Here is a 15,189-nt window from a genome sequence, read left to right on the forward strand (position 1 = left end):
ATCAATTTTGTTAACTTACATTAGTAAGGTGTCATCAATTAAATGAAATTGTGCTGCACTTTGTTTTAGCACTTCGGCGGTGAGCCTGTCGGCACCATATACATCACACGGTACATTATATTGGTTTTTTAAATGCCCTAATAATAAAGCAAAGTCACCATCACCAGAGAGCAAAATCACTTTATCAAGATTTTTTCCTTGCTCTAGCATATCTATCGTTATGCCTACATCCCAATCGCCCTTGGCGCTGCCATCGCGACGCTGAATAAAGGGCTTTAGCTTTACATCAAAGCCAATGGCGCGCAAAATATTTTGAAATTGATTTTGCTTTTCATCGCCACGATAAATTGCATACGCAAAAGCACAATCAATGGTGTATTGCTGCTTCATCAGCACCCAAAAGGCGTTGTAATCAAAGTTTTTACGATAACTTTCACGACACGTGTAATAAATGTTTTGTACATCAACAAAAATACCTACACGCGGTTTACTGTTTTGCTGCTCGTTATGTAAAGTCATTTTTTTTCCTAAGAGGATTAATGCTAATGGCGCTTTGTAAATGCAGCGCCATAAAAATTTAGTTCCTTGCAATTGCCCTTTAAGTAACCTAAATTAGTTACTTAATTAAATGTAACCATATTTGGTTACTTAGCCAAATGTAACTGGTTTTAGTTACCTTGAAGTTGGATTTTTATGATTGGTGTGATCAGCGGCGATATAATTAAATCGCAAAAAATACCTAAGCAACAATACGATGCCATGCTTTATCAGTTAGAGCAAAGTTTGCGTGCAATTAGCAATAAATCAACGCTTTGGAACATTTACCGAGGTGATGCATTTCAGCTACAAGTTAACCAAGGTGAGCAGTTAATTAAAACTGCCATCCTCATATATTTACACTTAAAATCTGCAGGATACGAGGTCCGACAAAGTATGGCACTTGGTCAAATTGATAACCCGCGCAGTGATATAAAAACAGCCACAGGCTCAGCTTATACTCTCTCAGGGCAAGGCCTTGATAAAATAACCAACCAACGCTTTGCATTTAATATAACCGAGCAAAGCATAGACGAAAGCTTTAGCCTTAATCTCATTTTTGTTGATACCTTACTGAGTAAAATAACAAAAGCACAGGCAAACGCTTTGTACGTGTATTTAACACAAAAAAATAACAACCACGCAGCACTTGCTAAAGAGCTCAATACAAGCCGCGAAAACGTGACTAAGCTACTTAATTTAGCTAACTATCAACTTATAGAGCGCTTTATTACGCATGCAGAACAGGTTATAAAAAATATAATAAAAGGAATCGCATAATGGCGTTTTCGTTACTGCTGGTAGCACTTATTATTGGTCACTTACTCGCTGATTTTTACTGGCAACCTATGAGCTGGGTGAACGATAGAAACTCCCGCCACTTTAAAGCTAGAAAGCTCTATTTACATGTGCTAGTACATGGCATAACAAGCGCTATTATTCTCGCTTTTTGGGAATATACCTATGGCTGGCAGCAACTGAGTACTGTGTTACTTGCCACAGCTGTAATTATGCTTAGCCATTACTTTATTGATATAGCTAAGTCGTATTCAAATAAAGGAGTAGTGCCGTTTTTACTCGACCAAATAGCGCATATAGCTGTAATAATAGCGCTGTGTATTTATATAACCGATAACCAAATTTTAATCGCATACGTAAGCGCACTTGCCACGAACCCTAACGTACTCTGGGTTGTATGCGGATATTTAATTATATTAAGCCCAAGTGCCGTATTTATAAGAATGATGCTAGAAAGGCTCACCGCTAACTTTTCAAGTGAGGGCAGCTTGCTATTGGCTGGGCAAAGCATTGGCATGATAGAGCGCGTATTAATGCTGAGCTTTATACTACTTGATCAATTTGCCGGGCTTGGCTTTTTGCTAGCTGCAAAGTCGATATTTAGGTTTGGCGATTTAAGTGCCAGTAAAGATAAAAAGCTCACTGAGTATGTAATGCTGGGCACCTTACTAAGCGTAAGTGTTACTTTGTTTGTAGGATTAGGCGTTAATTATTTGATTAGGTAGGCAGTACATTAAGTATAAATTACAGATAATAAAAAACGCGCTACTTTTATTAAAAAGGTAGCGCGTTTTTTGTATTAGCGTTTAGTTAAAGGCCAATACAATCATTAATAATGATTAATCGTTATTTGGGCGACGACGGCGCTGACCATTACCACCAACCGATTGGCGTTTTGCCCATGGGTTTTGTGCATTATCATCTGTTTTGGCTGCTGGCTTTTTAGAACCACCACGACGAGGGCCTGTACCATTACCGCCATTGTTTGGCTTTTTACTGTTAGGCTTACTGCTATCAGATTTAGGCTTATTAAAAGGCTGCTTTTTCTTAGGCTTTTTAGCTGGCAGTGGGCGAGCATCAAGTGCACGCTCAGCTACTGGGTTTACTGGCTCAAAACCTTCTTCTTCAGCACGAGGAATAAGCTCACCAATAAAGCGCTCAATGCCGTATAAATCTACTGCATCTTCTGTTGTTACAAACGAAATAGCATGGCCCGATGCACCAGCACGACCTGTACGGCCAATACGATGTACATAATCTTCATATACATTAGGTAAATCGTAGTTTACTACATGCGGGAGCTCAACAATATCAAGGCCACGAGCCACAATATCAGTGGCTACAAGTACACGTACTTCACCGCTCTTAAAACCATCAAGTGCTTTTACGCGCGCGCCTTGTGATTTATTACCATGAATAGCGGCACCTACAATGTCGTCGCGCTCAAGTTGTTTAACTAGGCGGTTAGCACCATGTTTAGTTCGGCTAAATACTAAAACTTGCTGCCAATCGTTGCTACGAATTAAATGACTTAGTAAAGCAGTTTTACGCCCTTTATCTACCGCATAAACGCTTTGCGTTACACTTTTAGCCGTGGTGTTTTTTGCTGCAACTGAAATTTCAACAGGATCGTTTATTAAGCCTTTAGCTAATGCACGAATATCATCTGAAAACGTTGCCGAAAACATAAGGTTTTGGCGCTTAGGTGGCATTTTAGCAATGAGACGTTTAATGTCGTGAATAAAGCCCATATCAAGCATTCGGTCAGCTTCATCAAGTACGAGTACTTCAACGCTATCAAACTTAACTGCATTTTGATTATGTAGATCAATTAAACGCCCAGGCGTTGCCACTAAAATATCAACCCCTTTGCGAAGGCGCTGCATTTGCGGGTTAATTTTAACGCCACCGTATACAACAAACGAACTGACATCCGAATGCTTAGCGTATTCCTCAACGTTTTCGCTAACTTGCAGTGCAAGCTCACGGGTTGGCGCTAAAATAAGTGCGCGTACGTGATTACTTTTAGCTTTAGGGCCTGACGATAAACGTTCAATAAGTGGTAATGTAAAACCAGCTGTTTTACCAGTACCGGTTTGTGCAGCCGCCATTACATCGCGACGTTCAATAATTGCAGGAATTGCTTGAGCCTGAATAGGCGTTGGCGTTTCATAGCCCTTTTCTAAAACCGCATTAACTAAAGACTGTGATAAACCTAAACCATCAAAACTCATATAAACTCTCTTTTAAATAAGGCTACGTTAGCCAGTTGCGCGCATTATACCTGTCATGGCTAAGAATGCATGACATTATTTACGTTGTTGGCAATTGAGCATAGCTTAATAAAATTAAACCAGTCATCATATTGCTTAAAAATGCAAAAAACGGCCAGTAGCCGTTTTTTGTTTATACCTAATAGCGCTTATTATTAGCGCTATTTAACACCTAGCTCGCGTAAGCGCTCTTGTAGGTAACTGTCAGCAGTGTAACGTTCAGACAAAACAACATCTGGACGCGGGTGTAAAAACAGCGGCAACGAAATGCGTGATTTAGTAGACGCCTTACCTGTAGGGTTAATTACACGGTGAATAGTCGATGGAAAATATCCGCCCGACGCTTCTTGTAGCATGTCACCAATATTAATAATAAGGCTGCCAAAATCACATGGTACGTCTAACCAACCGCCATCTGTTTTTTGAACTTGTAGGCCTGGCTCGTTTGACGCTGGCAATACAGTTAACAAGTTAATGTCACCGTGGGCAGCGGCGCGAATAGCACCTGGCTCTTCGTCACCTGTCATTGGCGGGTAATGTAGAATACGTAACAATGTTTGCTCAGAATCAGCAATCATGTCTTTTAAATCAATAGAGAACTTAGCACGTACATCCGCTGGTGCCTCTGCTTGAACCCAGCTTAAAAGCGTTGCTGCAAATTCGTTAGCTAAGCGGTAGTACTCACGTACGTCAGCTTCAAGCTGCGCCGGTACTCGGCCTTTAGGGTAAACATGAAAGTACTCTTTAATGTCTTTTACTGTAAAGCCTTTAGCTACTTCAGATACTGAAGGCGGAAAATAACCGTCTTGCGTTTCTTTAGAGAATAAAAAGTCGTGCTTTTGCTCTGAATTAAAGAAGTCTTGCCAATTTTTATAGATAGACTCAACTAAAGATTGTGGAATTGGGTGATTTTTTAATACACCAAAACCAGTATTTCTTAACGATTCAACAAAGTGAGCAGCCGCATCGGGAGCTTTATAATCAACAGTAGGTAATTGCATTGTACGTTCCAGTGAATAGGTTGTTAGAAGTGAACTGCTTTAAAATATAGCTAACATGCCAATATAAAGTAGTAAATCCTTCATTATAGCGCCGTGCGAGGATAGACAAACCACCCCAAAAACATAAGGACAAATGTCCTTAAGGCTATTTAATAAACAGTTCACTTGATCGAGATCAAAGCAGAATAAACATTGAATTTGCAACAAATAATGCCTATATCTGGTCTATGATTGTAATGTATTAAATTGCGACACGAAGGCTTCCACATGCGACAAAAAGTATCTTTTAAAAGCGGCGATTTAGAACTTGCCGGTCAACTCGAACGCCCATCTGGCGATATAAAGTTTTATGCACTCTTTGCCCACTGCTTTACCTGCGGAAAAGACATAGCAGCTGCAACCCGTATTAGCCGTGCACTTACCCAGCAAGGGATTGCCGTACTGCGTTTTGATTTTACTGGCCTTGGTAATAGTGATGGCGATTTTGCCAATAGTAATTTTTCTTCGAATATTCAAGACTTAGTTGCCGCAGCCGATCACTTACGAAATAATTTTGAAGCCCCCCAGCTATTAATTGGCCACAGCTTAGGCGGTGCCGCCGTGCTTGCTGCCGCAGAGCATATTCCTGAAATATCAGCGATTACAACCATTGGCGCACCGTCAGATGCGCAGCATGTAGCGCATAACTTTGAAGCACACCTTGATGAAATTAACGCAGCAGGTGAAGCTAAAGTAAGCTTAGCCGGGCGTGAATTTACCATTAAAAAGCAATTTGTAGAGGACATAGCAAAATACGGTCGTAGCCACATAGGCAAATTAAAACGCGCGTTATTAGTTATGCACTCCCCTGTTGATGCCACAGTAAATATTTCTGAAGCTGAGAAAATTTACGCATCAGCGAAACACCCTAAAAGTTTTATAAGCCTAGATAACGCCGATCACTTATTAACTAATAAAGACGACGCTGATTACGCAGCCACTATTATTGCTAATTGGGCAAACCGCTACGTTGAATATGATAAAACTGGCTATAGCGCAAAATTAGAAGGTGGAAAAGTTTTAGTAGAAGAAAAAGACCATATATTCACTCAGCATGTGAGCACCAAAGATCATACATGGCTTGCAGATGAACCTATAAAAGTAGGTGGTAATAACTTAGGCCCTGATCCATACGATCATATACTCGCAGGCCTAGGCGCGTGTACATCAATGACATTGCGTATGTACGCCACATTAAAAAAGCTGCCGCTTGATCATGTAAAAGTAGAGCTTGAACACACGCGTGACTACTACCAAGATTGCGACAACGGTGAATGCACTCAAACACTTGAAGCCATTACCCGTAAAATAACCCTACGCGGCGACTTAACTGAAGCACAGCGCCAACGCCTGCTAGAAATAGCCGACAAATGCCCTGTACATAAAACCCTGCATAACAGCCCTCTTGTTGTCAGTGAGTTAGTTGAGTAACTAAAATTAAATAGCGCAGCCATGGCTGCGCTATCTAATAAAGTAAAGCTCTACAAGTTTTATTAATTTAAAAACGCCACTACTTCTTTACTTATTCTATCTACCAGCCACGCTGGCCCGCCATCGTACATATCGTTATGTCGCGATTTTTCAATCGTTATTTGGCTAACAGGAAACTCTTTAAGCTCTGTATCGTTTAACAGCACATTTGCATCAGCTGGATAATCACTACCACGAAGTGTAAGTACGCGTATGCTTTTATTACGTGGGATCAACATACGGCGGTGATCAAGTGTAATTACTTGGCTTACTTCATCTGGATAAATTGAAGCATATAAAGCAGATATATCGCCGCCGTTTGAGTGGCCAAATAACGTGAGCTGAGAAAAGTTATACTCAGGGTATTGCGCACTTAGTTGATTAACTAAAAACTTAAGCGTTACTACACCGCGGTGCCAGTTTTCCATACGGGTAGTTAAATAGGGCTGATTGTGGTTGAGTTTAGGGTCGGTTTTAAGCTCATGCGCCACTGCAATACTTAAATAGCCTTGTGCATTAAATAGCTTACTCGCAAACGTGTAGTCATTGTGGCTAATGCCGTAGCCCGCATTTACAAATGCTACAGGGCACTTTGCCTGCCCGCTGCATTGATTACTATTATTTGGGAGTGTGATATTGATAGGAATGGTGCGATTGCGGCTTTTATCTACTATCATACCGTCTTGAGCAAAGCTCAATGGTGACATTAAACTCGAGCTTAGTGTAAGTGCGCTTAATATTAGTAACTTTTTTATTGCTTTATGCATGTTTTAAATTATATAAATTATTGTTTTTAAATAAAAATAACTTTTACCATAAAGGTTAGCGCGCGTCATTGCTAATGTATGCGATAATACGGGTATTATTTTTAGTTAATTTAGAAAGTACCCCATGAAATCATATACCACCATTGAACAACGTATCGACATTTTGCAAAGTCGAATAGAAGCCTACAAAGAAGAAATTGCCGTATTAAAGGCCGAGCCAAAAAGTAATAACGAGCGTATTATTTTCAAATTTATTGAAACCGGCAGCACAGGTAAAACAAAAGACTTTGTTCGTGAGTTAGGAATAAAGTCGCCGCGCGATAGCTTATATTCATCAGGTGATGTAACTAAGCTTGTTAAAGACGGTGCTGATGATATTACCCCTGCGTTACTGGAAATTGCTCGCGCACTTGCAAGCGCACGTAACAAAAATGGCCCTAGCTGTTAATAACTAGCTAAAGCTATTATTAATCTCAATGTAGGTTATTTATTGTTTAGAAGCTCGCGTTTTGTAGCTTCTAAACAACGTAAACTAGTCACAGAGCTCTATATCAAGGCTTGTAAGCAAATTAAGTGCTTCAAAGCGCTCAAATTTAGCCCCCGCTAATACATTATTATTTAAATCAATATTAAACTCAGTTGCACCAACAAAGTCACACTTAGTTAAATTGGTATGAAAAAACTCACTATCGCGGAAATCTGTTCCGGTAAACTTACTTTGCTTTAAGTTGGCATGTCTAAAATCAACGTTTTTTGCAAAGCAGTGAATTAGTTTTAGTGATTTTAGAGTTAAATCATAAAAAGAGCTGTTACTAAGCTCACAGCTATTAAAGCTCACCGGTGCATCAATACTTAGCGCCCCCCAATCAGCATCGCCCCACTGCACACTGTTTAGCTTACAATCACTAAAGCTTACATCTTCAAGGGAGCTGTAGCCCCACTTGAGTAACGACAAATTACAATTTTTAAAGCTGCACTCTATAAATCGACATGTTTTAAAGTGCGCCTGCGAGAAATCACACTCAGTAAACGTACACGCTTCAAATTCAGCGTTTTCAATTAATTGCTCTGCTAACTGCAAGGTACTAAATTGCTGGTCGTAATAATGATTATTATTGGAAATTGTCACTGTTACTGCTTATCCATAATTAGATTTTCGTTAATGAGCGTAAGGGCTCGTTTTAGGCAAATCTTGTTTAAGCGCTAATAAGGCTATAAAAATTAAGCCAAACAGCGGAAATACTGCCAAACATCCGCCTACAAAGGCTAAAACGCCAGGCATGGTACTTTTACTTTTACCTATTTTGTAGCTAATAAGCGCAAAAATCGGAATGCAAAACATAATAAAAAAAGCCAAAAATTCACCAAATAATGTGAGATTAAACGACATAAGAACTCCCTCTCTATTGAATAATACCAATCAGCTTAAGTTACTAGTCATTTATAGCGACAGATAAATAGAGTGATAACAAGGCATAAATATCGACATATAGTTTTGCATGAGAAATTTATAACACTGTTAACGCTTTGTTTAGCACGCTAAAAAGGCTAAATATTTAAGCCGATTGGTACAATATTTAAACTGCTTTAAATTTAACCATAAAAAACCCCTAGGCATACTCCTAAGGGTTTTTAAATCTAGCTAATCACACGTGTTGTGCGTGGTATTACTCTTCGCTAGGAATTGCTTTTTCTACTACGCTAATTGCAAGCTCAGTTAAAGAGTCGCTATTAGCTTTACTAGGTGCATCGGTTAATAAGCACGATGCTTGAGTGGTTTTAGGGAAAGCAATAACGTCACGAATGTTATCTGTACCACATAAAAGCATAACTAAACGGTCAAGACCAAAGGCTAAACCTGCATGCGGCGGTGTGCCGTATTTAAGGGCATCAAGTAAAAAGCCAAACTTATCTTGTTGCTCTTGTGCGTCAATACCTAAAATTCTAAATGCGGCTTCTTGCATATCTGCATTGTGAATACGTACCGAACCGCCACCTACTTCGTAGCCGTTTAATACCATATCGTAAGCATCTGAAATAGCCGCGGCTGGGTTTGCTTCAAGCTCGCTTGCACTGATATCTTTTGGTGCTGTGAATGGATGGTGTACTGCGTGAAGAGTACCTTCATCATCTTCTTCAAACATTGGGAAGTCAACAACCCAAAGTGGCGCCCAACTATTTAGATTAGTGATTTCTAAATCAACACCAATCTTCAAGCGAAGCGCGCCCATTGCTTCGTTTACAACGTTGCGTTTATCAGCACCAAATAAAATAATATCGCCAGTTTGTGCGTTAGTACGCTCAAGTAACTGGGTAATTACCTCTTCGTTTAAAAACTTAGCTACTGGAGATTGAACGCCCTCAGCACCTGCATCGCGGTCGTTTACTTTCATCCACGCCATGCCTTTAGCGCCGTAAATACCAATAAACTTGGTGTAATCATCAAGTTGTTTGCGAGAAAGTTTAGCGCCACCCGGTACAGTTAGTACAGCAACACGGCCTTTTTCGTCATTAGCAGGACCAGAGAAAACATTAAACTCTACGTCTTTAACTAAATCTGCAACATCAACTAATTTCATTGGGTTACGTAAATCTGGCTTATCTGAACCATACAGGCTCATTGCCTCGCTGTAAGGCATAATTGGGAAGTCGCCTAAATCAACGTTTAATAATGATTGCCACATCTCACGAATCATTTTCTCAGTCATACCACGTACTTGATCAGAGCTCATGAACGAGGTTTCTAAATCTATTTGGGTAAATTCAGGTTGGCGATCGGCACGTAAATCTTCATCACGGAAACATTTAACAATTTGGTAGTAACGGTCAAAACCCGACATCATCAACAATTGCTTAAACAGCTGTGGCGACTGCGGTAACGCGTAAAAACTACCTTTGTGAACACGGCTCGGTACTAAATAATCGCGCGCGCCTTCTGGCGTTGCTTTAGTAAGTACTGGTGTTTCGATATCTAAAAAGCCGTTTTCATCTAAAAAGCGGCGAACAAAGCTACTTGCTTTAGCGCGTAATTTAATACGGTCGCTCATTTCAAGGCGACGTAAATCTAAGTAACGGTACTTTAAGCGACGCTCTTCTGAATTTGTTTGGTTAAAATCAAGCGGTAATGGCTCTGAGCGGTTAATGATTGTAAGCTCAGTACCTAAAATTTCCACTTCGCCAGTTGCCATATCTTTATTTATTTGGCTGTCTGGGCGCGCACGTACAACCCCTTTTAACTGCACACAAAATTCTTGACGAAGTTTGTTAGCGGTATCCATTAGTCCTTCAACTTCTGGATCGAATACAACTTGTACTAAACCTTCTCTATCGCGTAAATCGACAAAGATAAGTCCACCAAGGTCACGTCGTTTGTTGATCCAACCACATAGTTCAACTTCTTGATCTACGTGAGTTTTATTTAGCTGTCCGCAATATATAGAGCGCATAGTTTTCCTGTCAGATAAAAGGCTTGAACGGTTAAATTTATTTGTTTTAAGGCGTGTGATTTAAAAAACAGGTCACCACAATACAAATAAAGCCGCTAGCAATCTAAAAATAATCAAATTAAGCCCTGCATTATACCCAAGTAGTATCAAGATGCTAGGGCGTGTGTTTAGCTTTGTAATGTTAATTTGCAGCAACTACCAAATGTATTTGGTACACTTGCGTCACGAAGTAATTTATCAGCTATTTATATGTTATATATTGGATGCCCTCAGTGGTCGAGCAACGCGTGGAAAGGCAATTTATTTTCAAGCCAATGTAAAAACGCCGATATGCTTAGCCAATACGCACAGCATTTTAATTCAGTTGAAGGCAATACCAGCTTTTACGCCGATCCATCGCCAAGCACTCTATTACGCTGGGCACAAAGCGTACCCGATGACTTTAAGTTTACATTTAAGTTTCATCGTCGTTTTAGTCACGAGCTACAGCTCAGTAACATTCAAACAGAACTTACCGATTGGCTTAGCTTGTTCTCCCCTATTTTAGAAAAAACAGGGCAAGTTATGCTGCAATTACCCAAAGCGTTTGGGCCAAACGATTTACCTAAGCTCACCCAGTTTATTAGCTTGCTCCCCAAGGAGCTAAATTACGGGGTAGAAGTACGCCACAGCGATTTTTTTAAAAAAGGCGAAGCCGAAATTGCCCTAAATCAGCTATTAATGGCAAATAATATAAACCGTATTTCTATGGATACGCGCGCGCTTTTTGCAATAAAGCCCACCACCGAGGCGTTAATAGATGCACAACAAAAAAAGCCCCACTTACCTGTACATGCAATAGCTACAGGCATGCAGCCTATGACGCGCTTTGTCATAGCCGATTTACAAAACGACTATAAACCCTTTTATAAGCCGTGGCTAAGTAAAGTAAAACAATGGCTTGATGAGGGTAAAACACCCTATGTGTTTTTTCATACTGCCGATAACCGTGAATCGCCACTACTTGCACGCCAGTTTTGTGAAGACCTAGGGTACAGTCACCCAGTATTAAATCCATTCAGCGGTGAAAAAGAAGCCCACCAGCCTACGCTTTTTTAAATAGAGAATAAAAATGAGTGAATACGCACGCTATTTTACCGGCTACCCAGCCAATATTGTTGAGCAGGTATTAAGCCTAATTAAAAACAAAAAAGTAAGTAACTACTTACTAAAAAAGTACCCGCAAGCGCACACCATAACCACCGATAAACTGCTTTACAGCTATGCCACTGATTTAAAAAAACAGTATTTAAAAAACGCCCCACCGTTTGGCCGCGCAGCATTTAAAAAACAAGGCGATATGGTCACCAATGCATTAGGTACTCACACTTACCGCATGCAAGGTAAAACCCGTAAGCACGACTTAGCCATAAACAGCGATTTACTGCGCGCACCCGAGCCACTACTAAAAGCATTAGTCGTACACGAACTCGCGCATTTTAAAGAAAAAGACCACAACAAAGGCTTTTATAAACTGTGTTGTCACATGGAGCCGCAGTATCACCAGTTAGAGTTAGATTTACGGATTTTTTGTGTGGTAGTCGCGATGGGTGAGAATCCTTATTAGGCGGTCAATTTCATGATGATCCCAAAGCCATATTTATCTTTCGAATTTGCAGATGCTTTTGAACTTTTAAGTAAGACAAAGAATAGTTTCTATTTATCCGGTAATGAATTGCCGCTAGGGTATTTTCCAATACGGAATCAGCATACATCTAAATTTTATTGTGGTAATAGTTGCCTACTTCATACGAATTTAGTAATAGCAGCTTCCCTTGGGGCTGCTGACGTATAGCTAGAGTCACTGACTCTTTCGAATCTGCTTTCGCTACTTTACCAATATCGCTAGAGTCTAACCCTAGCTCTTTAGCTAGTTGCTCCATCTCTTTTTGCATTTTTGGGAGTATTTCGGTTTTTAACTTCTCTGCAGCCTGCTCATAACGAATTTTCTCCTCTTCAGTTGAAGCCGTTTTAGCTATTTGTTCAAATTCCTCAATGCCCTCTTGGGCGCCCTTCACATCACCAACTCTGCCGTTATAATTAAAGTATAGGTCCATTAAATTATGAGTAAGTTGCATCTATTTCCCCTTTTGATGAATTAATATATTCACAGTTATAACTATAAGCAAAATTCACACCAAGTAACTCATAAATAAACTGTTTGTTGCCTTATAATATTAATTATTACCTAAAACAAAAAACGCGATATCAAATCGCGTTTTTAAGTAACTTTTCAACTGGCAGCTCAAAAGCGTGTTGGGTTGGGTTTCGTTTCACTCAACCCAACCTACATAAATAAACTTAAAGCCCTAATTCAGCCATAAAGTCGTCATCGGCATCATCTTTTTCTGCTTCTTTTGACTTTACTTTTTCTTTTTCAGCTTTTTGTTTAGCTTCGTTTTCAATAATATCGTCTGGGTCTATCGCTTCTACAATGTCAAAATCATGAAGTTTAATAAACTCAGTTTTATCCATTGCCAACTCTAGATAAAAGATATTTTGGTTACGCGTAGTAAAGGTTACGCGGCGTGCTTGTGGGCGATCCATGGTGGTATCTACCGATATTTGCACTTGTTTGTTGATTGCCATCATTTTTGGCTGGTTTTGTGTAATAGACGTATGTAATTGCTCGCGTACTTTAGAGGTAAAGTCGCCAACAATTTGGTTCATCAGCTCGCCCATTACATTTGAAACATCGTCTGATAAATGGCTATGGGCAATTTCTTCCTCTGGCATGCCCATATTGCGCATGTAATCACCATAAATCTCCATTGCGGCTTGCGCAGTAAAATTGGTTACAACAAGCCCTGTAAAGCCACCGTCAAATAATACGAAGCAACCTATATCTGGTCGCATACAGGTGCGCGTTATTTTTTGCACCATGGCTGAGTAGCTTATTTCGTTACCACTTGCTGATGAAAGGACTCCCGTCACTGAATGACAAAGGGTTGCTAATATATCGTCTGTACTAATTACCTTACTTTTGCTCATTTAACGCTCTCTTTTATACTTATTATTCATTATTCTAGCCAAGCTACTGAATTTATCACTGACTATCCAGCATAAAATGTTAAAATAGCATCATTATTTTTAAAGAGACTGCCTTCGTGACCATAAAAGACAGTATTTATGCCTCTGAGCAACAAGTAAAAGATTTTAGCTTTGACCAAAGTGTGGTTGAAGTATTTCCTGATATGATTCAGCGCTCTGTACCTGGTTATGCCACTATTGTAAGCACGATGGGTAAATTAGCCGGCGAATACGCACAAAGCAATTCAAACCTTTATGACTTAGGTTGCTCGCTAGGTGCAGTAACACTGAGTATGCGCCGTAATATTCGTACTGATAACTGCCACATTATTGCAGTAGATAACTCACAGGCCATGGTTGAGCGTTGTAAAATGCATTTACAAGGTTTTAAATCGGACGTGCCGGTTACTGTTACTTTAGGCGATATTAACGAGCTTGAAATTCAAAACGCATCGGTTGTGGCAATGAACTTTACGCTACAATTTATACCTCATGCACAGCGCCAAGCCGTGCTTGAAAAAATATACGCCAACTTAAAGCCCGGTGGCGTATTGTTACTCAGCGAAAAAATTAAAGCCGAAAACGAGCAATGCGATAACTTATTAATTGATTTGCACCACGACTTTAAACGTCACAATGGCTACTCAGAGCTTGAAATAAGCCAAAAACGCACTGCTATTGAAAACGTAATGCGTCCCGATACGCTCAGCACACACTTTAATCGTTTAAGCGATATTGGCTTTAGCCAAACGCAGGTGTGGTATCAATGTTTTAATTTTTGCTCAATGGTAGCAATTAAATAAAAAGAGTAATTTATGTCTCAATGGTTTAACCAATTTTACGCTGCAATTGCACAAAGTCCACTTAGCCACTGGCTAGAAACCCTACCCGCTCAATTAAAACATTGGCAGTTAGAGGCAAGCCATGGTGATTTACCCAAATGGCAAAAAGTACTTAAAAATTTACCTGAAGTAAAAACTACGCATGTTGACATAGCTACTAAGGTAGAAATTGGCGCGCCAGGGGAAATGAGCGAAGGCGAGCAAAAACAAGCAACGCATTTACTAAAGCGAATGATGCCTTGGCGAAAAGGCCCCTTTAGTGTTCACGGTATTGAAATAAACACCGAATGGCGCAGTGATTGGAAATGGGATCGCCTCCTTCCTCATATTGAGCCATTAAAAGGCCGTACAGTATTAGATATTGGCTGTGGCTCTGGCTATCATTTATGGCGAATGCGCGGTGAAGGCGCCGAGTTTGTGGTGGGTATTGATCCGTCTGATTTATTTTTATGTCAGTTTCAGGCAATTAAACACTACAACCCAGACGAAAACGTACATTTATTGCCACTAGGCGTTGAAGCATTACCCGAGCTTAAAGCGTTTGATACGGTTTTTTCGATGGGAGTGCTTTATCATCGTCGCTCGCCAATTGATTTTTTAGCGCAGTTAAAAGCGCAGCTTCGCCCAGGTGGCGAGTTAGTGCTAGAAACCTTAGTTATTGAAGGCGATGAAAACACAGTACTCGTGCCTACCGACCGCTACGCAAAAATGCGCAACGTGTGGTTTATTCCAAGTACTGCTGCATTAAAACTGTGGATGGAGCGCGTTGGCTTTAAAGATGTGCAAATAAAAGATTGTGCAATTACCACGCTTGACGAGCAGCGTAAAACCGACTGGATGGAAAACGAATCGTTAGTTGATTTTTTAGACCCAAGCGACACCAGTAAAACCATTGAAGGTTACCCTGCTCCTCTCAGAGCTATATTAACCGCCAAAGCATAACTGTT

General features: G+C 40.1%; 17 protein-coding genes. 8 read left to right on the forward strand and 9 right to left on the reverse strand.

All coding sequences use genetic code 11. The features are described 5' to 3' along the window. Window positions 1–15 precede the first annotated feature (15 nt). Complete coding sequence (locus tag J8L71_RS10960; protein WP_211000570.1) at window positions 16–519, reverse strand: NYN domain-containing protein; 504 nt, start codon at window positions 517–519, stop codon at window positions 16–18. Between the two features lie 174 nt (window positions 520–693). Here J8L71_RS10960 and J8L71_RS10965 point away from each other — a divergent pair, with 174 nt between their 5' ends. Together J8L71_RS10965 and J8L71_RS10970 are read left to right on the forward strand one after the other, a co-directional pair. Further along, entirely contained in the window at window positions 694–1,317 is a 624-nt protein-coding gene (locus J8L71_RS10965) for a hypothetical protein (RefSeq protein ID WP_211000571.1), read from the forward strand. Continuing rightward, a complete protein-coding gene (locus J8L71_RS10970) occupies window positions 1,317–2,060 on the forward strand; it encodes a DUF3307 domain-containing protein (protein ID WP_211000572.1) in 744 nt (247 codons plus the stop codon). The genes J8L71_RS10965 and J8L71_RS10970 overlap by 1 nt, the downstream gene beginning before the upstream one ends. Window positions 2,061–2,174: 114 nt before the next feature. On the opposite strand, the gene J8L71_RS10975 is transcribed toward J8L71_RS10970, so the two are convergent. After that, on the reverse strand, window positions 2,175–3,569 hold the full coding sequence (locus J8L71_RS10975; protein WP_211000573.1) for a DEAD/DEAH box helicase: 1,395 nt from the start codon (window positions 3,567–3,569) through the stop codon (window positions 2,175–2,177). A gap of 200 nt (window positions 3,570–3,769) precedes the next feature. Further along, a complete protein-coding gene (locus J8L71_RS10980; protein WP_138681410.1) occupies window positions 3,770–4,609 on the reverse strand; it encodes a 2OG-Fe(II) oxygenase family protein in 840 nt (279 codons plus the stop codon). 267 nt (window positions 4,610–4,876) lie between these two features. Between J8L71_RS10980 and J8L71_RS10985 the strand changes: the two genes are divergently transcribed. Beyond that, window positions 4,877–6,079 (forward strand): bifunctional alpha/beta hydrolase/OsmC family protein, encoded by a 1,203-nt coding sequence (locus J8L71_RS10985; protein ID WP_211000574.1) that lies wholly within the window; start codon window positions 4,877–4,879, stop codon window positions 6,077–6,079. A 62-nt stretch (window positions 6,080–6,141) separates the two neighbouring features. Here J8L71_RS10985 and J8L71_RS10990 read toward each other — a convergent pair whose 3' ends face one another. Continuing rightward, window positions 6,142–6,885: an alpha/beta hydrolase gene (locus tag J8L71_RS10990; protein WP_211000575.1), complete on the reverse strand. Its 744-nt coding sequence runs from the start codon at window positions 6,883–6,885 to the stop codon at window positions 6,142–6,144. Between the two features lie 124 nt (window positions 6,886–7,009). Between J8L71_RS10990 and J8L71_RS10995 the strand changes: the two genes are divergently transcribed. Beyond that, window positions 7,010–7,333: a hypothetical protein gene (locus J8L71_RS10995; protein ID WP_211000576.1), complete on the forward strand. Its 324-nt coding sequence runs from the start codon at window positions 7,010–7,012 to the stop codon at window positions 7,331–7,333. An 84-nt stretch (window positions 7,334–7,417) separates the two neighbouring features. Here the strand turns inward: J8L71_RS10995 and J8L71_RS11000 are convergent, their stop codons facing one another. The 3 genes from J8L71_RS11000 to aspS all read right to left on the reverse strand — a co-directional run bounded on the left by J8L71_RS11000 (window position 7,418) and on the right by aspS (window position 10,331). Next, window positions 7,418–8,014: a pentapeptide repeat-containing protein gene (locus J8L71_RS11000; protein ID WP_211000577.1), complete on the reverse strand. Its 597-nt coding sequence runs from the start codon at window positions 8,012–8,014 to the stop codon at window positions 7,418–7,420. Between the two features lie 30 nt (window positions 8,015–8,044). Beyond that, window positions 8,045–8,275, reverse strand: coding sequence for a hypothetical protein (locus tag J8L71_RS11005; RefSeq protein ID WP_211000578.1), 231 nt, complete (start codon window positions 8,273–8,275; stop codon window positions 8,045–8,047). A gap of 277 nt (window positions 8,276–8,552) precedes the next feature. Beyond that, window positions 8,553–10,331, reverse strand: coding sequence for an aspartate--tRNA ligase (gene aspS / locus J8L71_RS11010; protein WP_211000579.1), 1,779 nt, complete (start codon window positions 10,329–10,331; stop codon window positions 8,553–8,555). Between the two features lie 249 nt (window positions 10,332–10,580). Here aspS and J8L71_RS11015 point away from each other — a divergent pair, with 249 nt between their 5' ends. Both J8L71_RS11015 and J8L71_RS11020 read left to right on the forward strand, forming a co-directional pair. Continuing rightward, window positions 10,581–11,429, forward strand: a complete 849-nt coding sequence (locus J8L71_RS11015) for a DUF72 domain-containing protein (protein WP_211000671.1) — start codon at window positions 10,581–10,583, stop codon at window positions 11,427–11,429. A gap of 13 nt (window positions 11,430–11,442) precedes the next feature. Beyond that, a complete protein-coding gene (locus J8L71_RS11020; protein WP_211000580.1) occupies window positions 11,443–11,937 on the forward strand; it encodes a YgjP-like metallopeptidase domain-containing protein in 495 nt (164 codons plus the stop codon). Between the two features lie 148 nt (window positions 11,938–12,085). On the opposite strand, the gene J8L71_RS11025 is transcribed toward J8L71_RS11020, so the two are convergent. Continuing rightward, window positions 12,086–12,448, reverse strand: coding sequence for a hypothetical protein (locus tag J8L71_RS11025; RefSeq protein WP_211000581.1), 363 nt, complete (start codon window positions 12,446–12,448; stop codon window positions 12,086–12,088). 223 nt (window positions 12,449–12,671) lie between these two features. After that, complete coding sequence (locus tag J8L71_RS11030) at window positions 12,672–13,361, reverse strand: DUF3334 family protein (RefSeq protein ID WP_211000582.1); 690 nt, start codon at window positions 13,359–13,361, stop codon at window positions 12,672–12,674. Between the two features lie 116 nt (window positions 13,362–13,477). Between J8L71_RS11030 and cmoA the strand changes: the two genes are divergently transcribed. Continuing rightward, on the forward strand, window positions 13,478–14,203 hold the full coding sequence (cmoA, locus tag J8L71_RS11035) for a carboxy-S-adenosyl-L-methionine synthase CmoA (RefSeq protein WP_211000583.1): 726 nt from the start codon (window positions 13,478–13,480) through the stop codon (window positions 14,201–14,203). A gap of 12 nt (window positions 14,204–14,215) precedes the next feature. Next, entirely contained in the window at window positions 14,216–15,184 is a 969-nt protein-coding gene (gene cmoB, locus J8L71_RS11040; protein ID WP_211000584.1) for a tRNA 5-methoxyuridine(34)/uridine 5-oxyacetic acid(34) synthase CmoB, read from the forward strand. Window positions 15,185–15,189: the final 5 nt, after the last annotated feature.

This window comes from Pseudoalteromonas sp. MMG007, from assembly GCF_018100985.1.
Taxonomy (GTDB): domain Bacteria; phylum Pseudomonadota; class Gammaproteobacteria; order Enterobacterales; family Alteromonadaceae; genus Pseudoalteromonas.